Below are 26,474 nucleotides of genomic sequence, written 5' to 3'. Positions count from 1 at the left end.
TTTCATTTACTAACTTTGCGTCGATTTGGTTCGCAAAATTAAATTTAAAATAATGGCAGCGACTGCCGCTAAAGTAATCGGAGATTTTAAAAAGTATTGCAAAATTGTAGGAGCCTGGGCAATTAATTTAGCCGGCATGAGTGTCAAGGCCAAAGTAATAACAATCGGTAACCCCACGATATAAAGGTCATTTTCGTGAGCGGGAATGGTACGTAAGACGTTAAAGCCGTTTAACATAATAATGACACAGACGACTGCAAAAATCCCCCCAATCACCGCCGCGGGAATGGCAGCTAAAAAAGCGGCTAATTTTCCGATAAATCCTAATATCACAAACCAAATTCCCACTGCTAAAAAGACCCGGCGGCTAGCCACTCCCGTAATCGAAACTATCCCGGCATTCGTAGAGTACCCCGTCATAGGCGTACTGCCTAAAAGCGTGGAAATTAAACAACTTAAGCCTTCTCCAATTAAACCACGATTCCACTGACGATTGGTAATCGGTTCTTGTGTAACGGCACTCATTGCAAACCAAGTACCAGTAGTTTCAGCAGTTAAAATTAAATAAATAATCACAAATGTCAAAATGGCATTTCCGGAAAAATTGATTCCATAATGTAAAACGGTAAATTTGGGCCATGTAATCCAAGCCGCTTGTTGAATAATGGACCAATTAAATAAGCCTTCACTGGCCGCAACAAGCGAACCAACCAATAAAGCAATCACAATCGAGCATGGTTTTAAATATCTTTGCAGTTTGGGCCAATAAGCTCCCAAAAAAATAACCAGTAATAATACTCCCACGGTAATTAAAGCTAATTGAATATTTTGCAGGGGATTGCCTGCAGCTTGAAAAATATTGGAATTTAAAGCTGACGGCAGTAAAGACAAACCTACACAAGCAATAATAGTTCCACCGACCAATGGCGGCACTAGATGATTAACTATTTTATGATAAAAGCCAGAACAGCCTAAGAGAATTAACAGGATTGCTCCTACTAATGAAGCCCCTAGCACGGTAGCCATGCCGCCATGACTCGCTCCATTAGCTAAATAAACGCCTACGACTGCACCCACAGGTACATAAGAAGGGCCTTGGGACATAGGCATTTTCATCAACCAACCTGTTTGCACCAAAGTACCTAAGCCACAAGCCAAAAAGGCCGCCTGTAAAAAACCGGTTTTGGGAGCGGCTCCCAATGATAATAATCCGGCAATAATTAACGGCGGTACATAAACATCCATTGCAAACACATGTTGTAATCCTAAAACTGCCGCTTCACTCACGGAAATGTCCGCATCCGGTCCATATAATAAATCTGTTTGTGATTGTGCCATCTTTTACCCCTTTACGATTATTCCTTGCACTAATACTTGATCAATATTATTTTTATCCGTTTGATAAATTAGTTTTTCAAAGATTTGTTGCGGTGTTAATTGCGCCGTAGAGGTCCAATTTTGATGCACAATTTGTAAATCAGCCAGTTGACCAACTTTAATTTGACCCGTAGGCAACTGGAGACTGCGAGCACCGCCCACAGTTGCTAAATAAAAACCATTAGCGGCCGTTAGAACAGAACTTCCGGTACCACGTTGTGAAGGTGCCAAGTGGCCATCCACCCCATCATGCAATTGCCTGGATGAGATTAAGGCCTGACGAATATTTTGATAAATACTAGGACTATAGCCTCCTGAAATATCCGTGCCCAAGCCCACTTTAATAGGCTGGTGCAAGATATGCGTTACTGGTAAAACAGCATTACCAAAATAAACATTGGAAATAGGACAGTGGGCGAGAGCTGCTTGTCGTTGGATAAAAAGCTGATAGTCAGTATCATTTAATAAAGTGCCATGCGCCATCACCGAACGCTGGGTTAATAAACCAAATTGATCTAATACTGCAGCATCCCGCTTTTGAAAATGTTCGAGAGCATAGTTATCTTCCCAATCACTTTCACTGCAATGCGATTGAATAGGCAAAGCATATTTTTGGGCTAACTTTCCTAATCCAGCTAACGTTTCTGCCGTACAACTAGGTACAAAACGGGGGGTGATGACGGGCGTTAATTGAACAGCTGCTTGGTGATTTAAATCAGCAATAAATTTAATGAAATCTTCGGTTCCCTGCAATGCGGCGGCACTATTAGCATCCCGATAGTTAGCTGGTGTCTGCTCAGGGTTATCCATCGCAACTTTACCGATAAAGCCTCGTTGCTGGTAATGACAGCAAGCTTTAGCTAATTCAAAATTACCCGTATTATCCACCCCGCCAAAATATAAAGCTGTGGTGGTCCCTTGTGCTAATAATTCCTTCACTAGGTCGCGATAAACCTGCCGCGCCCAATGGGCATCTTGATATTTAGCTTCCAAAGGAAAGGTATAGATGTTTAACCATTCCGCTAAAGGTTGATCCAAAGCTAAACCGGCATTGGGCCACTGCGGTGCATGGATATGTAAATCGATAAATCCAGGCAATAAAATTTGATCAGCGCGTAATTCCAGCAGACTATCCGAGCGGGCTGCTTGCTGCCAAATAGTTTGATAATCAGCCTCTTGCGGCGCGATTATTGCCTTAATATAACCCGCTTGATCAATCACTACTAATCGTTGCCGGCCATATTGAATTTCATCCGGCGTTTCTGCTGAATAAAACGAACCTTTGATAACCATTCGCCAATTAATACGAATCTCCTCCCAACTTAAGCGAACTTTAGATGCGAATTATTTCAAAATAGTTCGTGTATTGATTCTATCAAAAATCCTCTTTTTTGCAAGTCGGAATCCCAACTTTTATTAATCTCGTCCTACAAGCTATAAGCAAAAAACTCGTTCATAGTGCGGGCATACACTATAAACGAGTTTATAAGAATTATTGCAAAAAATTACTGAGCGGGACTATCAAATACTTATTAGACTTATTCACCTAAGTAAGCAAAAGCCACTTTTTCATCGTAAACGTGGAAGAATTTTTCAAATACAAATTGACAAATAACCGCTACAATTGCTGGGATGACAATCCAAACCAGTAAAGCCATAACAATATTAATACTTGCTTTTCCAGCATCTAGCGAGGCTAACGGACCAACTAGGCCTACCAAACCAAAACCTGCAGAAGCCGGCGTTCCACTAACATGAAATAAAGCCACTGGAATTGCGGAAACAACGGCTGTAATTAACGTAGGTAGTAAAATGATCGGGTGCCGGAAAAGATTCGGCATCATCATTTTCATGGCTCCTAAAGCTATCGCAATTGTTACTCCGGATTTATTGGTGCGCCAAGAATGAACTACTAACACAATTGTTGTAGCTGCCACACCCATGGCTGCAGCCCCTGCTGAGATGCCATTGAGTTTGATCGCCATTCCAATTGCCACCGTCGAAATTGGAGAAATGATTAACACAGCAAACATGCAAGCAATTAAAATGCACATAAAGATTGGCTGTAAATTAGTAAACGAATTGATCACTGAACCGAGCCAAGTTGTAATTTTGCTGACAAATGGCAGAATCAACATTCCAATCCAGCCGGCGCCACCACCAATAAAAATGGGAGCAGCCACTATTTTGACAGAACCAAAGCGATCCCCGACTAAAAGCAATAAGCCCACGGCCAGACCTGCCGTAATCATCGTATTGATTAAGTCACCGGTCCCAGACGAAACAAACAGCCCAGGTGCTTTTGTGGCAGGATTAACAATTTGCGGCATAAATTTTGTTACCCCCGAACCGACATAAGCCGCAGCTCCGACAATGGCCACATCTAAGGGTACCATTTTAAATTGGATCGCAATTAAAGCTCCGATTAATAAAGGTGTCGCACATTGAAAAATTAACAACGCTTGATTAATCCCGGCAGCAATTTGATTAGGACCAAATAATTTCAAAATAGCACTGACTACCGCGTTAGGAATTAAGCCGACAATGATCCCCGTCGCTGTCCCGGCTAGAATATTATTTAAGAAAGTTTTAACAGTTAGTTCGTGATTTTTGGTTGTAGCAGCCATAAGAATACTCCTTTACCTTGAAATTAGATTTTCCGAATAATGAGTTTTTCAAAGTAATTTTTGGCAAGTAATGCTGACATAAAATTTGTTGCATATCATTTTCCTCCTCTAGATCGATTATTAACATTTTATCATTTTTATCGCAAATGTATATATTTAGATTAAAAAAAATTAAGATTTCTTCAGCCACTTGTCACTGACGCTGGACCCACAGCTTGACGCACGAAGATCTAAGTTGTTACAATCAGCCTATGTGGAAAATATTTTGGAAAAAAATTCGCAGCAAACCCCTCTGGAATCAAGGATGGGTGCATATTTTATGGGCCGGCATTTTATTATTATTGATGCAACTAATGCTGTCGAGAAAAATATGGTGGACAATTTTATTCATCCTCGGATTAGTTAGTTATCTGATTTACTTTTTAATGGTTCTCTCCCAAAACATGCAAAAAAACTGGCATTCACCCCACAAGCATTAATCACAAAAAACACCACTCTGCTTTGAACCAGAGTGGTGTTTTTTTTTGAACTCAATTAGTAGCTGCTTAGCAGCCACCAACTATTAAAACCAGTTGGGAATACTTTTAGTCAAAAATAGTAAACTTTAATTTCATGCGGGCGGATCCGGATTTAACCATTTCACCGAGTAAGGCAAAACTATTTTGCATATAAATATCTGCCAATTTTTGATTAGCCGCCGTTAAATATTGGGCAACATCTGCTTGTTGGGCAATGGCAGCATCAGTTTTAGCAACTACTGCCCGCAGTTGACTCAAAGTTTTTTGTTCAAATTGCGCATGATATTCGCTATAAACGCCATAATCAGTATCACCTAAAACACCCAATGTCCGACTTAACCAGTAAGCGGTATTGGGATCATACTGAGCGGCAGCATCTTTGAAAGCATGAGGGGTGTCTTGAATATTTGTATAAAATGGGACAAAAGTATTAAACGTATTGGGACCAAAACCTAACCAATGAATTCCTGCAATCGCTGCAGGTACGTTAGGGCGAATTTGTAAAATATGACTTTCTTCATTGCGATTAATTCCAATCGGCCGAAACAGATGCTTTTGTTCTTCACTGCCAGTACCATAACGATCATAGGGCGTATTTTGATAGTGTGAACTCAAGGCCCATTTTAATTCTTCAATATTAATTTTACGGTTGGCATGATTAATAAACGGTAAATTTTGGTCTAAAGGATTTTGTTCAACGTCGGGAGTAAAGAATTTTTGCAGATACCAAGCCCGCGGATTATTGTAGTGCGTATCTTTAATCGTGGACGAACCAAAAATATGGCGTAAATTGACTTGATTAGAATCGGGATTGAGTTGATTGACGGCAATAAACTCTTCTAAATCTGCTGAACACATGGTATCTGAGCTATTAAAATCAAATTCTGCAATATTTAACCGATTAGGAGCTACAACGTAGGCATCGTCGGGAATCCGGACCGCTGCCCAATGGTGTCCACCTAGAGTTTCTAAATACCAGATTTCATCTTGGTTAGAAAAGGCCATGCCATTGCTTTCATAAGTCCCAAATTCTTCCAGTAATTGACCTACTCGTTTAACGCCTTCTTGTGGAGTATGGATATATGGTAAGACGATGGTCAACAAATCTTCTTCGCCAAATCCATCTGCCACTAACGGATCCGCAGCCAGGACGCGGGCGTTAGTCGTAATCGTTTCTGTCGCCGTCATTGCGACATTGGCACTATTAATCCCCGAACTACCCCAAATTCCATGACTGCGATCGGCATCTGGAGTCGCGGTATAGCGCAAGGGATTAGCTGGCAAGTCTACCGTGAATTTGGACAGTTTAGCTTGATAATGCTGAGGTTGGTCGTGCGGATCGACCACTACAAATTGTTGTGGTTCGGCTTGATCTGAATGATCTTCAGTGCGGGCAATTAAAGTCGAACCATCAATGGTTGCTTTTTTACCTACTAAAAATGTCGTACAACTGGATTGTTTCTTCATCTTGTTCTCCTTTGTTATTATTTTCGAAGTATCATTATTATACCAAGGACCACCCGCAATAACAGGCCTGACCATAAAAAAACAGTTTCCCCAAAACTGTCTTGAGTAAACTGTTTTTTTGAATTTGCCTTATTCTCCCGCAAAAGGACCTTGATTGAGATAGGCATTGAGCATCCATATATTCTTATCAACTTCCGTTTTAAAACCATTCAGCATATCTTGTGTCGGCAAATCCTTTTCCACATCACAAACCTCAATGCCTTTTTGGTACTGATCGCGCAAGTAGCGATATTGTTCAACCAAGCGTTGCATTAACTCGGCCAACGAAAACTGTCCGAAATCAATTTTTTCATCTGGTAATCCCGTATGTTCCAAAAATTCATGGGTGGTTGCATAAGGTGCTCCATTTAAGGCAATCAAGCGTTCCGCAACTTGATCTAATTGATCGTTAGCTTGGTCCATATATTCATCCATTAACGGGTGTAACCGAAAGAATTCAGACCCCCGCATATACCAGTGAATTTGGTGTAAATTGGTGTGCAATTGCGTTAAATCCGCAATCAATTGATTTAATTGTGCGCGTGTTTTCGGATAATCATATTTAGCATTCATCAAAGTTCCTCCTTATAATTATATCCAACTTGATTGTAGAAGTTTAAACCTTAAAAAGAAAAGATTTCGCTTAAAACTGCTCATCCAGCTGGCTCAAACAACTATTCATTCCGCTTTATATGAGCTCAAAAGACCTGCTAATCCTGCTCCGGCCGGTTCCATTAAATAATGATTGACCTTGTGAATTAAAAAGCTTGCTAGTGGATCTATGTTCTTGTTTTGAGAAAATTGCACGCTTGGTTATTGAGTTTAAAGTAAATCCACTTGCGGTTTTTTGGCGGTGATCTGAAAGCTGGTCCCAGTAACTTGGAGCTCTTGGGCAATTAATTGTTGTAATTGCAAAATGGCAGCTTGAGCAAATTCTTGTTGACGCTGATTAATCGCTTCAACCATTAAAATGGCTGTGGTCGTGGATTCAGTGAGCATAGTCCGTTGTGCTTCGCGCCAATTAAGGCAACGGCAAATAGCTCCTAAATCATCATAATAAATCACTTCTCCTGCTTGCGCCGGTTCTTCATGATCCACTCCTAAAGGCTGAAAATTTTCGCCTCCCTGAGCCACACCTAAATGTAAATCACCAGTAATTTGAGATAAATCTTCACCCCCCGCGGGAACTCCAAACTGTAAAGAAATACTATTATATAAATCTACCAATGGATTAATTGGGGACAGCTCTTTGCCTTGACTAACCCGTTTGAGTAAAGCTTCGATCGAAGAGCGCGCGCCCCGTTTCTTTTTAAATTGCCGATAGGCTTGCCGCCATTCTTGAATCACAATATTGTCACTAAAAGTCGCAGCTGTTAAATATTGTTGAGCTTGTTGTTCTGCGGTGGTCAATAATTGCTGATCGCGCTGCATTTGAGGCGTAGTGGTCTGATTAGATACACCGACCACCACTAAACCAAAAATTTGTGCGTTAGGAAAAATTTGCCAAAATGATGAATCACCGATAAATTGTTTCATTAGATATCCTTTATATATATTTTGGAGATTTCTGGTTCAAACCAAAATGCTCTCACAAGTCTCAGTGGTTATTTACATAAAATCTGTTCTTTTGCATGGATTAATTGCGTGATTAACTGGCAATAAGGTGTTGGCACACCATATTTTTGGCCTTTCCGCCAAACTGCGCCATTGATATAGTCAATTTCAGTCAGTCGGTGGTTTTGGACTAAATCTTGATACATTGAAGGATAATGTTCCGCAATGTCGCCGTCAAAAGTTTCAGCGATATGTTGATAAACTTCTTTTTGATCCAGATCAACGCCTTCATGACTGGCAACTGCGGCAAATTCAGCAATAATAGTCTTTAAAAATTCTGGGGCTTCTTTGGTCTGACCTAATTGTTTCATATTACATTCCAATAACGAACATAAGCAGTTCAAAGTCCCATTAACACAAGCCTTCCGCCAAATAGAATATTTAACGTTTTGACTATAAACCGCATTTAAACCGGCATCATCCATCACTTGGACCACTTTTTGAGCAAAATCTTCGCCTTGATCACCAAAATTTTGCAGTTCAATATTACCGTTACCCTGTAAGATCGGATGACCTGGCCCCTGCATGCCGGCGGTCCACATCGTGATTCCTAGTAATAAACGATTAGTGTCAATATACTTTTGTAAAACTTCTTCATGACCCAACCCGTTAAGTAGACATAAAATATAAGTATTAGGTGTTAATAGTTTTTTAATCTGATTACAAGTTTGATCCAGCTGATTGGATTTCACAAATAAAATAACTAATTCACTAGTTGCCGGTATTTGATCAACTTCCGCCAGCTCATAAATTGGCAATTTCACTACTAAAGGATCTCCGTTGTACTGCGCTTGAATGCCGTGTTCGCGAATAGCTTGGACATTATCTTTCCAACCATCAATTAAAGTTACATCATTACCGGCTTGCTTTAACATCACCGCAAAACGGCTTCCCATTCCACCAGCTCCAACAATTGTAATGTTCATTAAAATCCTCCTTTTAAAAAAGTTTATTTACTATAAGTCTACCATTTTTAAATGCTTTTGACACAGTTTCACGGCACTTGCTATTAAACATTTATAATGTTTTCTTTGTGCTTTTTAATTTGATTTAATATGCTTGGGAGTCAGATCTTTTTCTTCCTTACTATAAGGGGCATTTTTGACGTTAGGTTGACAATCAGCTACAATGGTATCATTGTTAGTGTAATTAACTTCAGTTAGTAATTTATTAATTATTTTCTTTTTATCTGTGGCTTACTAACCGTTTAATCAGCAATCTAACAACCAAATTCTAAAAGGAGGTTTGAGTTTGGAAAAAGAAGCAAAAATCAAGGTTCAAAATATAACCAAGATTTTTGGCCCGCACAAAGATGAAGCCTTAAAATTGATGCAACAAGGCATGTCCAAAGTAGAAATTCTTCAAAAAACCGGCGCCACCGTGGGCGTCAATCAAGCCAATTTTTCTGTTGCTCCGGGTGAAATTTTTGTAATTATGGGCCTATCTGGCAGTGGTAAATCAACCCTTTTGCGGATGATTAATCGACTGATTAATCCAACTCAAGGTGCTATTTATATTGATGGTCAAAATATCATCAAATTTAACAAGAAACAATTACGACAATTACGACAAAAGAAATTAAGCATGGTCTTCCAAAATTTTGCCTTATTGCCCAATTTAACTGTGCTCCAAAATGCCGCTTATGGTTTAGAAATCCAAGGTATGGAACTTAATAAACGTAATCAAAAGGCCCACGATGCCTTAGAATTAGTTCATTTGCATGGTTACGATGGCCAATACCCGCAACAATTATCCGGCGGTATGCAGCAACGAGTTGGTTTAGCCCGCGCCCTGGCGACTGATAGTCAAATTCTTCTAATGGATGAAGCTTTTTCAGCCCTGGACCCTTTGAACCGCAAAGATATGCAAGATCAATTGTTGGAAATCCAAGAGAAAATGCATAAAACTATTGTCTTTATTAGTCACGATTTAAACGAAGCGCTGAGAATTGGTGACCATATTTTAATTATGCACGATGGGACCATTGATCAAATTGGCGAACCCGAAGAAATTTTAACGAACCCCGCCAATGATTATGTAGCCCGCTTCATTGAGGATGTGGATCGAACCAAAGCGTTGACGGTCAAAAGTGTGATGACCAAACCGGATACCATTAACATTAACAAATCTGGTCCGCGCGTGGCTTTGCAACGAATGTGGGTCAACAAAATTTCTTCTATTTACGTTGTCGATGATGAGAACCACTTTGTAGGTTTCGTTGATTCTGATGATGTTTCACAATTGGTTAAACAAGGTAGTCGGGATCTACGCTCAGTGTTGCGCACTAAAGTGCCGTCGACCAAACCCGATGTATTAATCAGTGATTTGATAGATCAAATTTCCAAAACCCCAATTCCCTTTGCCGTCTTAGACGACCAAAATCACCTGTTGGGAATTATTTTACGTGGTTCTGTCTTAGCAGCCATTGCAGGGGAGGAGGTTGAATAATGATTCCCAAATTACCCTTAGCTCAATGGATTAACCAATTAGTGGACTGGTTAACCCAATTTAATGGCTTTTTTAATAGTATTACTAATTTCTTTCAGGCAATCATCAATGCTTTTCAATGGGTTTTTGATTTAATTCCTATTTGGCTTTTTATTATCCTTATCTTAGGTATTACCTACTGGGAAAAACGTCATGATAAAAAATGGGGCCTTTTGATTTTTGAATTATTAGGTCTACTGTTAATCTGGAACTTAGGTTTTTGGCATGATATGACAGAAACCCTAACCTTAGTTCTCACTTCTACCTTAATTGCGCTGGTCATTGGTATTCCTTTGGGAATTTGGATGGCTAAACAAAATACTGTTCAAATCATTGTCAATCCCATTTTAGATTTCATGCAGACGATGCCGGCGTTTGTTTATTTAATTCCGGCAGTGGCTTTTTTTGGGATTGGAATGGTTCCCGGTGTCTTAGCCTCTGTTATTTTTGCTACCCCGCCTACAGTTCGGATGACTAATCTGGGTATTCGCCAAGTCCCACGGGACTTAACAGAAGCCGCCGAAGCTTATGGTTCCAGTAGTTGGCAAAAACTCTTTAAAGTAGAATTGCCTATTGCCCGTCCTACCATCATGGCCGGTGTTAATCAAAGTTTGATGTTAGCTTTATCGATGGTCGTTATTGCTTCGATGATCGGAGCCTTGGGATTAGGTACTCAAGTATACTTTGCCGTCGGTCGTAATGATGCCGGAGCCGGATTTGCTGCCGGTTTGGCCGTGGTGATTTTAGCCATTATTTTAGATCGCATTACACAATCATTTACCCAAGATAAGAATTCTCACTAAAGGAGTATTCAATGAAGAAAAAAGTTCTTTTATGGCTGGGTAGCTTGTTAATGTTAATTAGTCTAGTTGGCTGCAATAGTGCCCAATTACCACAATACGATGCACATAAATCTTTAGGACCGCAAATTAATTATACGATCACGGGAATTGAAGCAGGAGCTGGTATTATGGGCAATGCTAATCAGGCTTTAACCAGTTACCATCTCAAGGAACAAAAATGGCAATTAATGACTAGTTCCACTGCTGCCATGATCAGCACCTTAGATAAAGCCACCAAAAATAAACAGCCCATTGTGGTAACTGCTTGGCAACCTCATTGGATGGTCGCCAAATATCATTTGAAGTTCTTAAAAGACCCAAAACATATATTCGGTACAGGCGAGAGTATGCAGACCGTCGCCCGTTTGGGATTGAAAAAAGATAAACCGGGGGCTTACCAATTCTTGGAGAACTTTCATTGGCAATTAAAACAAGCCATTCCCGTCATGCTAAAAATCAACGCTGGTGCTTCTACAAAAACCACCGTTAAACACTATGTACAACAACATCCCCAACAAGTTCAACAGTGGCTGAAAAATGTGCCGGCAGGGCACGGGCAAAAGTTAACCTTGGTCTATATGCCCTATGATTACGAAACAGCTACTACCCATTTGGCACAATATGTCTTGAATAAAAAAGGTTATAATGTCGAAATTCGTCAATTAGATGTGGGTGTGATGTGGAGCGCACTAGCTAGTCACTCTGCTGATGCTACTTTAACGGCTGAACTGCCGGTCACTCATCAATTGTATGCTAAAAAATATCGGCACAAAGTTGATTTTATCCGGAAAAACTTAACCGGAGCCAAAACCGGGCTGGCCGTGCCTCGATATATGACCAATGTCAATTCTGTAGAAGATTTAATCAATAAATAAAAATGAAAAACAGTAAGTCATTTTCAAGGGCTTACTGTTTTTATATGGCCTCATTATTTCCAAGGAAATAAAATCCGGTACTGGCCAGTTTATAGCTACCAGTTCTTTCTTACTTTAAACTGGTTTGCTGTAATTGTTACTGTCCTAATATGTCGGTCACTTTTCTCCTTATCCTCTTTAGCTACAGGGTATTTGCACTTTTCGGTTTCAGTATGCAGTCACTTATCAGAACCTTCGACTGAAAATAGCTCGATTATAGATATTGCCTGCAGTTGTTGGCATGCATGGGTTTGTCTATAAAAACTCCGTGACAAATGGTGGTTACCATTGATCACGGAGTTAGAGTAAGTTTTTATATCTTTAGAGCTAGCGTGGGTTTTAAACTAAGCCCATTAATGTCCATACTGGCACACATAATAAGAGACCCAGGATATTAATAACCATATAGCCCAAAGAGGACTTAGCTAAGCCACTTTTAGAAACCATTTTTCCTTGTACCGCAGCTTGACCTGTGATAACCGGAGCATCCATATAATTCAACATCCAAATGTTTACACTAGCGGTAATAATTAAAATTAACAACGCAGGATTGAAGCTCATTGTGGAGAAAAATGGTAATAAACAAAGAACGATTAAAGTTCCCGTGGAAATTAAAGAAACTACTACAAATTTACATAAGTAAATCACAATTGGCAAAACAATCACGGTAATCCAAATATTGCTGAGAATCGGATTAATTAAAGGCTGTAAAATCTTATATAACCAAGTTGTTAAGCCGACTGTTTTCATCACATTGCCCAAAGCCATGACAGTGCCAATGAAAATGATGGTATCCCAGCTCAAGCGATTTTTAAAGTCTGCTGGAGTTAAAACTTTCGTCGCTGTTAAAATGCAGACCCCAATTAAAGCTGTAATGGCCGCTTCTAATTTAATCGCCGAACCTAAAATCCAAAAAATAATTGCAACTAAGATTACTGCAGCTGTGATTTTTTCTTGATTGGACATCGGCCCCATGGCTTCTAATTTTTGATGAATAAAGTCTTTGCTAACTGGTTGATCGTTTTTCGGTTTAAACAAAAAATTCAATAACCAATAGCCCAAAACCAAAGCAATGATGGTCCAAGGCAACATTAAAAGAAACCAATTGCCCCAGGTTAACACATTTTGATACTTAGTGGGAATTAATCCTTTGAAAGCATAATTTTGTGCCGTAGCACTTAAAAAACTAGCTTCCATAACAATAAAGCCCCAAATAGCTGCCATAAAGAGTCCCGAACTACCTTTGCCTTTAGGTTCATAGCTTAAAGCATCACTAATACCTTCAGCAATCGGCGTACTCATGGCCGCTTTCGGATGGGCACTGGGAATCATTGGGGAAATAATCGTTCCGGCCAACATTAAAGCTAAAGATTGGCCCCGAAAATTAGCCGGTAAATAAGACATAATCTTCAACGCCATTCGGTTAATTAATCCCGTTTTGGTAGCTGCCGTCCCGAGAGCTAAACCACCAATAATGATCCACATCGTGGTCGTGGAAAAGATATTAAACGAAGTAGGAAAATCTACCGCGCCCAACAACACCCAAGAACATAGCATCAATAAACCGGTAATGAAACTAGGCAGAACATTAAAAATCCAAAAGATATTGGCTGTCACAATCGAAGCTAAAACTACCATGCCTGCATGGGATAATCCTTGCGGTGTAGGAATCAAAAACGCAATAATTCCACCCAGGACAATGCCAATAATGCCAGTAATTAATTTCGCATGTTTCATCTTAACGACCCTCCGTAAAGACATCGGGATTAACTGGGAATTGCGGCATTTTCCCTTGGGCAAAATCAATAATGGCTTGAGCGGCGCCTGTCCCTAAAGCATCATTAGCCTCAATAGTAGTTCCTGCGATATGACTGGTAATAATCGTATTTTTACTGCTGAATAATGGATTATCCGGAGCCGGTGGTTCAGGATTAAAGGAATCAATTGCAGCGCCCGCTAAATTACCGCTATTCAGTGCTGCGGCCAAATCCGTTTCATTAACGATGCCGCCCCGCGCCGAATTAATCAAATAAGCGGTCTTTTTCATGAGCGCCAATTCTTTTTGCGCAATTAGATTTTGCGTTTCAGCAGTTAAAGGCATGTTGATGGAAACAAAATCTGCCAATGGCAAGAGTGTTTGCAAATCATCATACAATTTCACTGGCGAAGATTTTAAATAAGGATCATAACCAATCACTTGCATACCAAAAGCTTGTGCTAATTTAGCCAACACTTGTCCAATATGTCCTAAACCTAAAATAGCTAAAGTCTTGTTGCGAATTTCATGGCCATTTAGCTGATACTTGGTGGAAAAACCTGGTAAGGACAAATTACTTAACTCGGCTTTTTTCGCATGCAACATCTGATCATCATTCATGATATTACGACTCAACATTAAGATAGTGGTCATAACATACTCGGCTACCGAAAATGCATTGGCACCGTTCACTTTAGCCACTAACACATGATTAGCTGTTGCAGCATCCACATCCACATTATTAATTCCGGTACCGTTACGAGAGATAATTTTCAGCTGCTTGCCAGCGGCAATCACTTCTGCGGGCAATTCCGAGGACCGCATAATCACCGCATAAGCATCGGCAATCTCTTCTTTCATAGTTGCTTCATCGGTACTTGGAGAAACCCGCACTTCAAAGCCATTTTTTTTCAGTAAGTCAATGCCGGCATCTGCAATTTTTTCACTTAATAAGACCTTTTTCATAAGAGCTCAACCCCCACTTAATTAATTTATTTACAAACTTATCCTAGTTACTCAATTCACAAAAGCAAAGTAACAATTAGTTTTGCTGCTGAACTAAAAGGACCGATAACTCTGATACGAGTTGATCGGTCCACGCTTTGCCCTAAAATAACTATAGTTTTTTTAATTTAATTCATATTTTCTCAAACTATTAATGAAATATTTAACATTTTCTTTATGGTTATTTTTGTTATAAAACACACTTGATGCATAGAAAATACTAGAGGGTTTGGCTAATGATAAAAATTCGATCATCGGATTGCGCTGCTTTTCTAATTCCAGAAACGGACTCGGATAAAAACCAATCCCGTTATTCGTCGCTACATAGGCATCGCGTAATTCTAACGATGAACACCGCTTAATATGATCTTTCGGAAATTGATTGGGAAACTTGGAGGAAACTACCTCTTGCATAAATGAAGAATCATAAGGTGAATAATAATACACATAAAAAGGGCTAATATCTTCGACTGTTAAACAATTTTGGTGTGCTAAGGGATTAAATTTGCTAACGCCCACCAGCAATTGGCCTGTCCGTACCGGTACATGAACTATCGAATCTGTAATGTTCGTTTGTGTCGCATAAACCGGTGAAATGACAATATCTAACGTTCCGACTTGCAATAATTGCAACAAACGATTGCGGCTTTCTTGCATAAAGTCTAATTGAATATCCGGATATTTTTGAAAGATCAACAATAATAAATGCTGCAATTCCACTTCTTGATTGGCCGAAGAAAAACCTACTCGAAGTAATTGTTGATTCAAGTGTTTAGTACTTTTAATTCGATTTAATTCATCATTATAAATATTCACCATGTCTTGCGCGGCTACAATGAATTTTTGACCTTGTTTCGTTAACTCTGAACTATTTTGATGCCGTTGAAATAAAGTCACTCCGAGTTCATTTTCCAATTGATCCATCTGTTTGGATACTGCTCGGGGAGACAAGAAAAATTTTTCCGCAGCTTTTTTGAAGCTTCCGTATTTAGCGACTGATAAAAAAGTTTTCAGATTATTAATTTCCAATCCAATGCCTTCCTTTTCAAGTGAACAAATAGTTCAGCTATTATCCCATCGGGTACTGTAATGCTACCCCTAGTTGATTATACAATAACCTAGGATGTTAAATAAATCACAAGGAAGGAAGTTTTTATGAATATTCCTAAAATAACCCAAATGGATGTTTACCCTGTGGCAGGTTATGACAGTATGCTTTTAAATTTGAGCGGCGCGCATGGACCATTTTTTACGCGCAACATTGTGGTCTTAACTACTGATGAAGGCCAAATCGGGGTGTCCGAGGTTCCAGGCGGGCAAAAGATTACAGATACGTTAGAAAAAGCCAAAGATATTGTGGTAGGTGCGCATTTAGGATCCTATAAAGCCGTTTTACAACAAGTGCGCCAGCATTTCTCGTATTTAGATGCGGGCGGTCGGGGTAACCAAACCTTCGATTTACGTATTATGATTCACGCTTTAACAGCGATTGAAACTGCCTTTTTAGACTTAATTGGCAAACATTTTCACGTTCCGGTAGCGGCCTTGCTTGGTGATGGCCAGCAACGCGAACACGTTGGAGTGTTGGGTTACTTATTCTGGGTTGGTGACACCAGCAAAACTGATCTACCCTATCTTCAAAACGACGACAACAGTGATGAATGGGGCCGTTTGCGGCGCAAGCCAGTCATGGATGCCGATGCTTTAGTGAAATTAGCGCAAGCAGCCTATCAAAAATATGGCTTTAAAACTTTCAAACTCAAAGGCGGCGTTTTTGACGGCGAAACGGAAGTCGCAGCCATGAAAGCTCTACACGAAGCTTTCCCACAAGCCAAATTAGACTTAGATCCTAATGGCGGTTGGTACTTAAAAGACGCGCTTCATTATGCGGACGAACTCCAAGGAGTTTTACACTACATTGAAGATCCTTGTGGCGCCGAAGACGGCTTTTCCGGACGCGAAATTCTGGCCGAATTTCAAAAGTTGACCCATATGCCGGTTGCTACCAACATGGTGGATACCGATTGGCGGCAAATGTCTCATGCTCTAGCTCTCAACGCGATTTCCATTCCGTTAGCTGATCCCCATTTTTGGACCATGGAAGGTGCCGTGCGGGTTGCCCAACTGTGTGACGAATTTGATTTAAACTGGGGCATTCACTCGAACAACCACTTTGATATTTCATTAGCCATGATTGCGAATACTGCTGCAGCCGCTCCAGGTAAAGTCTTTGATGTAGATACTCATTGGATTTGGCAAGATGGCCAGTACTTAACTAATAATCCTTACCAAATTAAAAATGGGGAATTGACCGTTCCGGCTACTAATGAGGGCTTGGGCGTTGATCTTAATTTAGAAGCTGTCCAAAAAGCCCATCAATTGTATGTAGATAATCACTTAGGAGCGCGCGACGATGCAGCAGCCATGCAATATTTAATTCCTGACTGGCACTTTGATCCGAAAAAACCAGCACTCGTGCGGTAGTAGTGAGCAATTATTGTTTGAGATTCAATCGAGGCTAAAATCATGAAAATTACCAGTGTCGATATTATGAAAATACCGAGTCCAGATGTTAGTTTCAGCGGCAATGGAGCCGGCAGTCAAGAAGATTGGTCCCCTATCATTGTCCGTATTAATACGGATGCCGATATTTCCGGTTTCGGGGAAGCAGGTTTAGCTTATGGTAAAGGCTGGCATGCCGGCTATGGAATGCTCGAAGATTTTGCCCAAATGATTATCGGCGACGATCCTTTAAACATCGAAAAAATTTGGGACAAATTACAACGGCAAACTTATTGGGGCATTGCCGGCGGCGTAATTCCCTACGCAGCGATTAGCGCAATTGACATTGCGCTATGGGATATTAAAGGGAAATACTATCGGGCCCCTGTCTATGAATTACTAGGAGGTAAAACTAACGATTATCTGCGCTCGTATGCCAGTCAGATTCAATACAATTGGGGCGAACAGCCAGATCCACACCAACTCAAATTAAATACCCCGCAAGACTATCGTACAGTAACCCAAAAAATCATTGACCAAGGTTACGACTGTTTAAAGTTTGATCCGATTATGTGGGGTGAAAATGAGCACCAAGTATGGAAGACTAAAGGTCCGCTCAATCATCAAGTCATTCAAGTAGCGTATGAACGTATCAAAGCCATTCGGGAGCTGGCCGGACCGGATTTTGACATTATTATTGATATGCACGCGAATTCGGACACAACGGCCGCTATCCAATTTGGACAAGCCTTTGCCCCTTTAGGCATTCTCTATTATGAAGAACCGGTTGACCCGCTGAACCCTAGCTTTTATAAACAAGTCAAAGACAATGTGCCTTTGGCCATTGCTGGCGGTGAACGGAACTTTACTCGGTGGGGCTTTCGACAACTGTTTGAAGATCATGCTTTAGATATCGTCCAACCAGATTTAACTTTAGCCGGCGGCATATCCGAGACTAAAAAAATTTGTGATATGGCCTATACCTATGATATTCATGCCCAAATACATGTCTGTGGTTCCCCCATTGCGATCGCGGCCGCTTTACAAGTAGAAGCTGTTATTCCCAACTTTTATATTCACGAAGTTTATCAGCGGGTGTTATATCAAAAAGACCGGCAAGTGGCACTTTATGATGACTTATTACCGCAAAAGGGCCGTATCAAAATTCCCGATCGTCCGGGAATTGGTCAAGAAATTAAACCTAACGTAATTCGCCAGTCGAAAGTAACCACAATTAAATAATTAAAGGAGATTGCAGGAACATGGAAGATCAGTTTTTAATTGGGGGGTATACATCCGATAGCTATACTCCTAATAATCAATCTCAAGGTATTTATGTAGCAACAGTAGATACTCAAAAAGGCCAAATTACCAAGATTCAATTATTAATTGAACTAGAAGATCCGGCCTTCTTTAATTATTCACTTCAAGATCACAAAATTGCTACAATCATCACGAAAAATGATGCCACTGGTGGAGTAGGGATTATTGACGTCGATCCGAAAACTAAAAAAGCTAAATTGATTGCAGAAGACATGTTAGACCAATCAGTCAAAGGCAGCTATGAAGCCTATAATTATTTTGATCATTTATATTATTGGAATGAACTCAAATATACGGTGCCATCTTATATTTATCTGGATGATCAGCATAAAAGGTTGTTTGCAGCTAACTATAACACCAATGCCATTCATACTTGGCAATTGGATCAGAATTATCAATTTCTCACCAGTCACCGTTATCCGATTGAAGGGCGCGGCCCAAAAGCCGTGCAGGATGCGGCCCATATTCATTTTACAAGGTTGTTACCCGATGGCCGTTTAATCGTGTGCGCTTTGGGAGCAGATAAACTCTTAGTTTATGATGTTCAAGACAATGCGCAATTACAACTGGTATCGCAATTCCCTACTAAAGCGGGCTTTGGTCCCCGGCAATTGGCCTTTAATGACCATACGAATAATTATCTGTATGTCTTAAACGAAGTCGGCAGTCGAACCGGTGTTGTTCATTATGATCCGCAAACGGGAACTTTGAGTCGGGTTGCAGATTATTCCAATTTACCAGAAGGCTTTGCCGGACATAACCAATCTGCCGGCATTCGAGTATCCGCCGATGGTCAATTCGTTTATGCTTCCAATCGCGGTCACGATTCTTTAGTCGTTTTTCGGGTCCTTGATCAGGGAGCTCATCTAGAAAAAATTCAAACCATCAAAACTCAAGGTCGTGCTCCGCGTGATTTTGATCTCAGTAAAAATGGCGACTATCTGTTATGTGCTAATCAAATGTCTAATGATTTAATTTTGTTCCGGCGGGATCCTGCAACTGGTTATCTCACCGCAGTGCAAACGCAGGTGCCCCACGATGCTTGCGTCCGGGTCTTAGAAGCTACTGATTTTTTGAATAGCTAATCTCCAAATTAATCATTCAATACTGCCCTTTTATTGTGGAAAACGGCCACAATAGAAGGGTTTTTATTATCGCTTCAATGCCAACCTGTTTAAACACAACACTAATATTTTTTATAAGCTAGGGCAATCCCAACCCCTCTGCTATTTCTTAGAATTTTTAGCATCAACCGGGGCAAATTTATGGCCCAGCAAAACCGTGACACTGCGACACTAAATAGCATTTGGACTCGTATTGGACATAAAAAAACCTTGAAGTTGAACGCTGGCAACCTCAAGATTTCAATTATTGTCTCATTTTCCTAGGAAAAAGGATGACGAGCAGTAACAACTTTTTTACGGGTATAAAAATCCACACTATCTTTACCATTAGCCGTTAAAGTGCCAAAGAAGGAATGCTTCCAACCACTAAATGGGAAAAATGCCATCGGTGCTGGTACTCCTAAATTAATCCCTAACATACCGGCATCAATGTTTTCCCGGAAATAACGGATCGACTTTGCACTATCAGTAAATAAACAAGCACCATTCGCAAATTCCGATTGATCAGCTACTTGCACCGCTTCTTGTAAATTTTGGATACGAACAATGGAAACTACTGGTGCAAACATTTCATCTTGCCAAATAGTCATGTCAGGCGTCACATGATCAAAAATGGTGGGACCAACAAAGTATCCTTTTTCTGGCAAATTTTTTCGCCCATCCAATAATAATTGGGCTCCTTCAGCGATCCCTTTTTCAATATAATTAAAAGTTCGTTGTTGCGCTTCCGAGCGAATCACAGGTCCTAAAAAATTAGTTTCATCCAAGCCGGAACCCATTTTTAATTCTTTTGCAGCTTGAACATATTTACTAATAAATTGATCGGCAATGCCATCCTGTAATTCGATGACTGAAGTGGCCATACACCGCTCTCCGGCCGAACCAAAGGAAGATTTAATAATCTTATCCACGGCATCGTCAATATCGGCATCATCTAACACAATCGTATGATTTTTAGCACCGGCTAAAACTTGGACTCGTTTCAGATTCTGGCTGGCACGACGATAAACATGTTCGCCGACATTTTTTGAACCTACAAACGAAATTGCCTTAACCTCTGGATGATCCAAGAGTCCATTGACTGCCTCATTAGTGCCATAAACGACATTTAAAACACCCTCAGGAACTCCGGCGGCAGTAGCCAAATTCACAATTTTTTCTGTCAACAAGGGGGCTTTTTCGGAAGGTTTTAAAACAAAAGTATTACCCATCACTATCGCCATGGGAAACATCCAGCACGGAACCATCATCGGAAAATTAAAGGGGGTAATTCCAGCCACCACCCCTAAGGGATAACGATAATTAGCTACTTCAACATTGGTTGCCACGGTGGAATTAGTATCTCCCTGAATTAAAGTTGGTGCGCCCGCTGCAAATTCAACGTTTTCAATTCCCCGCTGCACTTCACCTTGGGATTCACTCAAAGCCTTCCCATTTTCTAAAGTCACCGTGCGGGCCAGCTCTGTTTTATTTTGAACCAGCAAATGTTGAAAATTAAACATAATTTCCGCGCGTTTATTCACAGGTAATTTGCTCCAACTAGGAAAAGCCTGACTTGCCGCCTGCACGGCTTGATCTACATCCTGGGTATTGGAAAGCGGTAAAGTCGTCAGCTGGCTTTCATCAGCAGGATTAACAACAGTCATATAATCCTTTGTCGTTGGTACAACCCACTGTCCATTGACATAATTGCGTAATTTTTGCGTCATAACGATTATTTCTCCTAAATTATCTCTTCGACCAACTAATTTAACTAACCGACAAATATTTCAGTGGTAATTCTATTACAATTCGCCAGTTAAAAATTGAGCACGGCCAAAGCCAAAACTCCAATCCGCATCACCGTTAATTTTAAAATTCACCATCAAATCACAAGGTTTGACTAATTGGGCCTGCGCTAATGTGTCACAAATCTCCGCATAAAACTTTTGGATGGCTTGTCGACTGCGGGCGCGACTAGTAACCGATATTATTAATATTTGGTCACTACGTTCAAAGCCCAAACCTGTATCTAACATGCTGATTTCATAAGGCTCATGTTGCGTCACAATTTGATAACGATCGCGTGGATGCACCTCAAAATTGTGAACTACGGCTTGTTGAGTCAAATCCATAATCTGTTGAATTTCCGCTGGTGAACGTCCTTTAATCATATCCAATCGCACTAATGGCATTTTAAACTCCTTTATCTGCGGCTTTACCTAAAACATGGAATTCAGTGAATTTTTGCGTAACTAAACTCTTAATCCCCTGGCGGCCAGCTTGCAAAACAGGCATCGGTTCATGACCGACATCAGGGGTGGTGATTTTATGGCGGACAGCATTTAACCAGGCATAATTTACTTCGGTGTTAATATTAATTTTGGCTGTCCCCATTTTGATCGCCGTTTGAATTTGTTCTGGCGGGATGCCCGAAGCGCCATGCAATACTAAAGGTAAACCCGTTTGTTGTGCAATTTGCTGCATCCGAGCAAAGTTTAAATCCGGTTTCCCAACGTAATCGCCATGAACTGATCCTAAGGCGGCCGCCAACATATCAATACCGGTAGCTTTCATTTTTAAAGCATCTTGTACACTAGCATACTGAATGCCATTAATAATCCCGTCTTCATTACCTCCTACGGCGCCCACTTCTGCTTCAACCGATACGTTGCGGGCGTGCGCATAATGGACAATCTCTTGAGTTAAGGCTACATTTTCCGCAATCGGTAATTGAGAACCATCAAACATCACAGACGTGTAACCTGCATCAATTGCTTGTAAAACATGGTCTTTTGTTAAACCATGATCTAAATGCAAAACAATTGGTACTGTAATGTGAAGTTCCTGCAGCAAAAATCGCACAGTGTGACTAAGATATTGAAAACCACCCAAATCCGTAATCAGCCGATCTGATGTCGCTAAAATTAACGGTGTTTGTGTCGATTGCGCCACTTGCAGATAGGTAGTAATCCAATCTAGGCCGTTAATATTGAAATGACCAATCGCATAGTGCTGTTGTTGCGCTTCTTGTACTAATGTTTGAGCCGCAATTAAACTCATGAATTTATCACATCCGTTAATATAAAAAGGCCTGTTTTAAATGCTCTTGCGTATCCTGATAAGATTCTTGCACTGTTGGCAAAACTGAGACCTCCGGATCGCCTACATGCCACCAAGCATTATCATAATCATGGGTCATCGTCTTTGGTAAAACTTTGATATCAATTAATGTCGACGTGGTTTGCTGCTGTGCATCCGCTAGGGCTTGCAGTAATTCAGGAATGGTCGTAGCCCGATAGGTCTTGGTACCATAACCCTCGGCAACTTTGGCATAATCGATGTTCATTATTTGACCTTGACTGGTCATTTGTTCAGTCATAAAACTGCGGCCGCCATGACCCAGTTGTAAGTTATTAATACAGCCGTAACCTGAATTATCAAACAGAATGACATTAATTTTTTGGCCATACTGCAATGCAGTTACCAGTTCTGTGTGTAGCATTAAAAAGCTGCCATCACCAACCAAAGCATAAACTTCCTGATCTGGTTTAGCACGTTTAGCACCCAAAGCCGCAGCAATTTCGTAGCCCATCATCGAATAACCATATTCTAAATGATAAGTGTTAGCTGTACTGGTGTTCCATAAACGATGAACATCTCCTGGTAAAGAACCCGCTGCTGCCACCATAATTGCATCTTGAGCTACGTGATCATTTACTGCAATAACGGCTTCGGGTTGCGAGAGCTTCGTGCCCAAGGCTTGAACATATTCATCCAAGTGGTCTTTGCCAAAGGAATCATCAATTTCCGGAGTAAAGTCGGGGGCATCATAATCGACTTGTGCTAAGCGTTGGCGTTCTTCATTCCACTCCTGTTTGAGTTCTGCCAATTGGTTAAAATGACTACGATAGTCTGTCAATTGTTGATTTAATTGGGCAAAAGTAGCCTTGATATCAGCAAAAACCGGTAAAGCATCAAATTTAATGGCTTGTAAGCGATTTAAATTAATATTGATAATGGCCGTTTGATTGGGATCAAAACCGGTTTTGGAAGAAGTTGTAAAGTCGGTATAACGACTCCCAGCCCCAATAATTAAATCTGCTTGCATGACCGCCTTATTAGCCGCGGATGTCCCTAAGATGCCGACACCGCCTAAATTATTGGCAAAAGTATTAGGAATAGCGGATTTTCCACTGGCAGTTTCGACCAATGGAACATTAAACTTCTCGGAAAAACTTTGAATTTCCGGTGCTGCCTCACTATACTTAGCGCCCCCACCAACAAAAATCACTGGATACTGACTCTTTTTAATGAGACTAAGCATGTCATTCATTTCTTGCTTACTTGGAGCGACCCGTTTGACATGATGAACTCGTTTTTGGAAAAAGGAAACCGGATAATCAAAGGCTTCCGCCTCGGCATCTTGAGGTAAACAAATGGTTACCGGTCCTGCTTGGAGTGGATCAGTCAAAACTTCAAACGCTTTCAATAAAGCCGACATTAATTGTTCCGGTCGTTGAATACGATCCCAATACTTGGAGACAGGTTTTAAAGCATCATTAGTCGTCGTAGCGGCACTGGAATCCACCTCAATTTGCTGTAATACCGGATCTGGTTGCCGACTGGCAAACGTATCAGCGGGTAACGCTAACACGGGAATCCCATTAGCATAAGCATTGCCCAATGCGGTCACAAAATTAGCCGATCCAGGACCTGCCGAAGCCGTTACTGCATATATTTTATGCCGTAACTTTTCGCGAGCAAATCCAATCGCCGTACTGGTCATCCCTTGTTCATTATGACCCTGATAAACTTTTAAGTGTCCCGGATCCGTGGCGAGGGCTTCGCCCAGACCTAACACATTGCCGTGACCAAAAATACCCAAAACTCCTTCTACAAACGGAGTAACCTGTTGATCAACTTCAATATATTGTTGATTTAAAAACTTTACTAAAGCTTGCGCAGTGGTTAAGCGAACTGTTTGTTCAGTCATTTTTTCACGTCCTTTAATTAATCACTTCGGCGGTTTTTAAAAAGTCTTCAATTTGTGCCACTGTGGGCATCGCCGCCGAAGAACTTAATTGACTAATTACGATTGAGGCAGCCGCTGAACCATATTGGAGAGCCTTATCAATTCCTAAATCATGACTCACAGCATATAAAAATCCGGCCGCAAATGAATCACCGGCTCCAAATGTCTTTAAAACATGACTTTTATAAGGATAACCATGATAAGCGGCACCAGCTTTTGTATATGCATAAGAACCTTTGGCGCCCACTTTGATCACAATTAATTGCGGAGCGTATTTGAATAATTCAGCAACTGTTTGTTCATTACTATTACCTACATAATTTTCTAAAATATCATATTCATCACGAGTACCGATAATTATGTCCGCTTGTTGAGCAACTATTTGATAATAAATTGAGGTTTCTTCGGTATTGGTCCAAGTATATGGCCGATAGTCCAACTCAAAAACTACCTGCACACCCAACTTTTTAGCTATGCCCAACGCCTTTAAAACTGCTTCTCGTGAGGGACTTTGAGCTAAACCAGTGCCGGAAATTACTAATTGATCGGTTTGGGCTAGATACTCTGCCGACACTTCGGCGGGGCGTAAATATAAATCGGCTACTTGATCGCGATACATCAAGATACTACAATCCTGGGGACTTTTAATCTCCGTAAAAGTTAATCCAATTTTATGACCTTCATCATCTTTTACCAGATTACTAGTATCGACACCAACGTGTTGCATGTATTGCGTAATATAATTACCATGCTGATCATCTGAAACTTTACCAATAAAACCGACTTTTTGACCCAAACGCGCTGAGCCAATGGCAATATTAGCCGGCGAACCACCAACAAATTTCGCAAAACTTTTGGTAGCCTCCATGGGACGATTATATTCCACCGCATTTAAATCCAAAGCGGCCCGTCCAATCGCAATCAAATTATATTTTTTAGCCATTTCCCTACAAATCCTCTACTTTCTCTGCAACAACCACTCAAACTTCGGATCATTATGAAAATCCCATTGGCGTATTGGTCCACCCATGACATTTAAGTAATAACTATCGTAGCCATCAGGTACCCCTACCGGGTGATAACCTTTAGGCACAATCACGGCATCGGAATTTTCGACCGTCATCGTTTCATCTAACGAGCGGTCATCTGTGTAAACATGTTGAAAGACAAAACCATCGCTGGGGTTGATCTCGTGATAATAAATTTCTTCCAAATATGTCTCTTCCGGTGGATTTTCCCGATCATGCCGGTGAGGCGGATAGCTCGACCAATTGGCCGCATCGGTATACACTTCGACCACTAACAATTTATCGGCAAAGGGTAGATCATCAGGTAAAATATTTTGTGCCGTGCGCTTAATATTATATTTGCCCCGATGTTCAATCTGATGCACATCACCTTTGATTAAGCGTTCCGGGAGCTGCTTTTGCGTAGGGGCATAAGCAATCGCAATTTTACAATTAGCCGTAACCGCTTGCACACGAAAGTGATTAGTGACACCAACATAAACTGAATCCGTGGGAATTTTATCAAAAATGGATTGACGTTGACCAATGGCTTCATAAGTTGCCTTGTTGGTAGTCACCGTGGCTTTACCTGCGAGGACAACAATACATGCCTCTTGACTTGCTAAGTCTTCTTGATAAATACCATCTTGATCCAACAATAAAACCTTTAAGGCCGTATATTTCATGGGTGAATTGGTAGCATCCACCTTTTGCAACAGAATAACACCAGTATTTAAATTAGTTTTTTGTGCATGAAACAACAGGTTCATCAAGATTCACCTCCTTTTACCTGTCCCTACGACCACATCTTACAATTAATATAACCATAATACAACCACAAAATTACAAATAAATAAG

Annotated in this window: 23 protein-coding genes; 7 read left to right on the top strand and 16 right to left on the bottom strand. The window is 40.7% G+C overall.

Annotated elements, in window-relative coordinates; genetic code table 11:
• Window positions 1-9 precede the first annotated feature (9 nt).
• The 3 genes from JG30_RS01470 to JG30_RS01460 all read right to left on the bottom strand — a co-directional run bounded on the left by JG30_RS01470 (window position 10) and on the right by JG30_RS01460 (window position 4,004).
• Entirely contained in the window at window positions 10-1,338 is a 1,329-nt protein-coding gene (locus JG30_RS01470; RefSeq protein WP_046315584.1) for a uracil-xanthine permease family protein, read from the bottom strand.
• Between the two features lie 3 nt (window positions 1,339-1,341).
• The gene (locus JG30_RS01465) at window positions 1,342-2,670 is read right to left on the bottom strand and encodes an amidohydrolase family protein (RefSeq protein WP_046315582.1); all 1,329 of its coding nucleotides are present in this window, start codon (window positions 2,668-2,670) and stop codon (window positions 1,342-1,344) included.
• A gap of 245 nt (window positions 2,671-2,915) precedes the next feature.
• Window positions 2,916-4,004 (bottom strand): PTS sugar transporter subunit IIC, encoded by a 1,089-nt coding sequence (locus JG30_RS01460; protein ID WP_046315579.1) that lies wholly within the window; start codon window positions 4,002-4,004, stop codon window positions 2,916-2,918.
• A gap of 235 nt (window positions 4,005-4,239) precedes the next feature.
• On the opposite strand from JG30_RS01460, the gene JG30_RS09030 reads away from it, so the two are divergent.
• Window positions 4,240-4,410: a hypothetical protein gene (locus tag JG30_RS09030; RefSeq protein WP_179854009.1), complete on the top strand. Its 171-nt coding sequence runs from the start codon at window positions 4,240-4,242 to the stop codon at window positions 4,408-4,410.
• Between the two features lie 178 nt (window positions 4,411-4,588).
• Here JG30_RS09030 and JG30_RS01455 read toward each other — a convergent pair whose 3' ends face one another.
• The 4 genes from JG30_RS01455 to JG30_RS01440 form a co-directional block, all read right to left on the bottom strand.
• Window positions 4,589-5,989: a C69 family dipeptidase gene (locus JG30_RS01455; protein WP_046315577.1), complete on the bottom strand. Its 1,401-nt coding sequence runs from the start codon at window positions 5,987-5,989 to the stop codon at window positions 4,589-4,591.
• A gap of 129 nt (window positions 5,990-6,118) precedes the next feature.
• On the bottom strand, window positions 6,119-6,601 hold the full coding sequence (locus JG30_RS01450) for a Dps family protein (protein WP_046315574.1): 483 nt from the start codon (window positions 6,599-6,601) through the stop codon (window positions 6,119-6,121).
• 249 nt (window positions 6,602-6,850) lie between these two features.
• On the bottom strand, window positions 6,851-7,564 hold the full coding sequence (locus JG30_RS01445) for a B3/B4 domain-containing protein (protein ID WP_046315572.1): 714 nt from the start codon (window positions 7,562-7,564) through the stop codon (window positions 6,851-6,853).
• A 68-nt stretch (window positions 7,565-7,632) separates the two neighbouring features.
• A complete protein-coding gene (locus JG30_RS01440; protein ID WP_046315570.1) occupies window positions 7,633-8,568 on the bottom strand; it encodes a 2-dehydropantoate 2-reductase in 936 nt (311 codons plus the stop codon).
• Between the two features lie 319 nt (window positions 8,569-8,887).
• Here JG30_RS01440 and JG30_RS01435 point away from each other — a divergent pair, with 319 nt between their 5' ends.
• The 3 genes from JG30_RS01435 to JG30_RS01425 are packed head-to-tail and all read left to right on the top strand — an operon-like array spanning window position 8,888 to window position 11,846.
• Window positions 8,888-10,090, top strand: a complete 1,203-nt coding sequence (locus JG30_RS01435; protein WP_376856501.1) for a quaternary amine ABC transporter ATP-binding protein — start codon at window positions 8,888-8,890, stop codon at window positions 10,088-10,090.
• On the top strand, window positions 10,090-10,932 hold the full coding sequence (locus tag JG30_RS01430; protein WP_046315565.1) for an ABC transporter permease: 843 nt from the start codon (window positions 10,090-10,092) through the stop codon (window positions 10,930-10,932). The genes JG30_RS01435 and JG30_RS01430 overlap by 1 nt, the downstream gene beginning before the upstream one ends.
• An 11-nt stretch (window positions 10,933-10,943) precedes the next feature.
• Complete coding sequence (locus tag JG30_RS01425; protein ID WP_046315563.1) at window positions 10,944-11,846, top strand: glycine betaine ABC transporter substrate-binding protein; 903 nt, start codon at window positions 10,944-10,946, stop codon at window positions 11,844-11,846.
• Between the two features lie 378 nt (window positions 11,847-12,224).
• Here JG30_RS01425 and JG30_RS01420 read toward each other — a convergent pair whose 3' ends face one another.
• The 3 genes from JG30_RS01420 to JG30_RS01410 all read right to left on the bottom strand — a co-directional run bounded on the left by JG30_RS01420 (window position 12,225) and on the right by JG30_RS01410 (window position 15,675).
• Window positions 12,225-13,622, bottom strand: coding sequence for an SLC13 family permease (locus tag JG30_RS01420; RefSeq protein WP_046315561.1), 1,398 nt, complete (start codon window positions 13,620-13,622; stop codon window positions 12,225-12,227).
• 1 nt (window position 13,623) lies between these two features.
• Window positions 13,624-14,607, bottom strand: a complete 984-nt coding sequence (locus JG30_RS01415) for a hydroxyacid dehydrogenase (protein WP_046315558.1) — start codon at window positions 14,605-14,607, stop codon at window positions 13,624-13,626.
• A gap of 162 nt (window positions 14,608-14,769) precedes the next feature.
• Complete coding sequence (locus JG30_RS01410; protein ID WP_046315556.1) at window positions 14,770-15,675, bottom strand: LysR family transcriptional regulator; 906 nt, start codon at window positions 15,673-15,675, stop codon at window positions 14,770-14,772.
• Between the two features lie 126 nt (window positions 15,676-15,801).
• On the opposite strand from JG30_RS01410, the gene JG30_RS01405 reads away from it, so the two are divergent.
• Genes JG30_RS01405 through JG30_RS08575 form a run of 3 tightly spaced genes read left to right on the top strand, consistent with a single transcriptional unit; the run spans window position 15,802 to window position 19,556 of the window.
• A complete protein-coding gene (locus tag JG30_RS01405; protein ID WP_046315553.1) occupies window positions 15,802-17,130 on the top strand; it encodes an enolase C-terminal domain-like protein in 1,329 nt (442 codons plus the stop codon).
• A 42-nt stretch (window positions 17,131-17,172) separates the two neighbouring features.
• A complete protein-coding gene (locus tag JG30_RS01400; RefSeq protein WP_046315551.1) occupies window positions 17,173-18,390 on the top strand; it encodes a mandelate racemase/muconate lactonizing enzyme family protein in 1,218 nt (405 codons plus the stop codon).
• Window positions 18,391-18,410: 20 nt separating this feature from the next.
• The gene (locus tag JG30_RS08575; protein WP_052725158.1) at window positions 18,411-19,556 is read left to right on the top strand and encodes a lactonase family protein; all 1,146 of its coding nucleotides are present in this window, start codon (window positions 18,411-18,413) and stop codon (window positions 19,554-19,556) included.
• Window positions 19,557-19,855: 299 nt separating this feature from the next.
• On the opposite strand, the gene JG30_RS01390 is transcribed toward JG30_RS08575, so the two are convergent.
• From JG30_RS01390 to iolB, 6 genes are all read right to left on the bottom strand, one after another.
• Window positions 19,856-21,304, bottom strand: a complete 1,449-nt coding sequence (locus JG30_RS01390) for a CoA-acylating methylmalonate-semialdehyde dehydrogenase (protein ID WP_046315548.1) — start codon at window positions 21,302-21,304, stop codon at window positions 19,856-19,858.
• 75 nt (window positions 21,305-21,379) lie between these two features.
• Window positions 21,380-21,769, bottom strand: coding sequence for a tautomerase family protein (locus JG30_RS01385; protein ID WP_046315546.1), 390 nt, complete (start codon window positions 21,767-21,769; stop codon window positions 21,380-21,382).
• Window position 21,770: 1 nt separating this feature from the next.
• Window positions 21,771-22,637, bottom strand: coding sequence for a class II fructose-bisphosphate aldolase (locus tag JG30_RS01380; protein ID WP_046315543.1), 867 nt, complete (start codon window positions 22,635-22,637; stop codon window positions 21,771-21,773).
• Window positions 22,638-22,653: 16 nt separating this feature from the next.
• The gene (gene iolD / locus JG30_RS01375; protein WP_046315541.1) at window positions 22,654-24,570 is read right to left on the bottom strand and encodes a 3D-(3,5/4)-trihydroxycyclohexane-1,2-dione acylhydrolase (decyclizing); all 1,917 of its coding nucleotides are present in this window, start codon (window positions 24,568-24,570) and stop codon (window positions 22,654-22,656) included.
• A gap of 13 nt (window positions 24,571-24,583) precedes the next feature.
• Window positions 24,584-25,552 (bottom strand): 5-dehydro-2-deoxygluconokinase, encoded by a 969-nt coding sequence (gene iolC, locus JG30_RS01370; protein WP_046315539.1) that lies wholly within the window; start codon window positions 25,550-25,552, stop codon window positions 24,584-24,586.
• Between the two features lie 15 nt (window positions 25,553-25,567).
• Complete coding sequence (iolB, locus tag JG30_RS01365) at window positions 25,568-26,386, bottom strand: 5-deoxy-glucuronate isomerase (RefSeq protein ID WP_046315537.1); 819 nt, start codon at window positions 26,384-26,386, stop codon at window positions 25,568-25,570.
• Between the last annotated feature and the right edge of the window lie 88 nt (window positions 26,387-26,474).

The sequence above is a fragment of the Bombilactobacillus mellifer genome, from assembly GCF_000970795.1.
Classification (GTDB): domain Bacteria; phylum Bacillota; class Bacilli; order Lactobacillales; family Lactobacillaceae; genus Bombilactobacillus; species Bombilactobacillus mellifer.
This window is presented reverse-complemented; position numbering and strand designations above follow the sequence as displayed.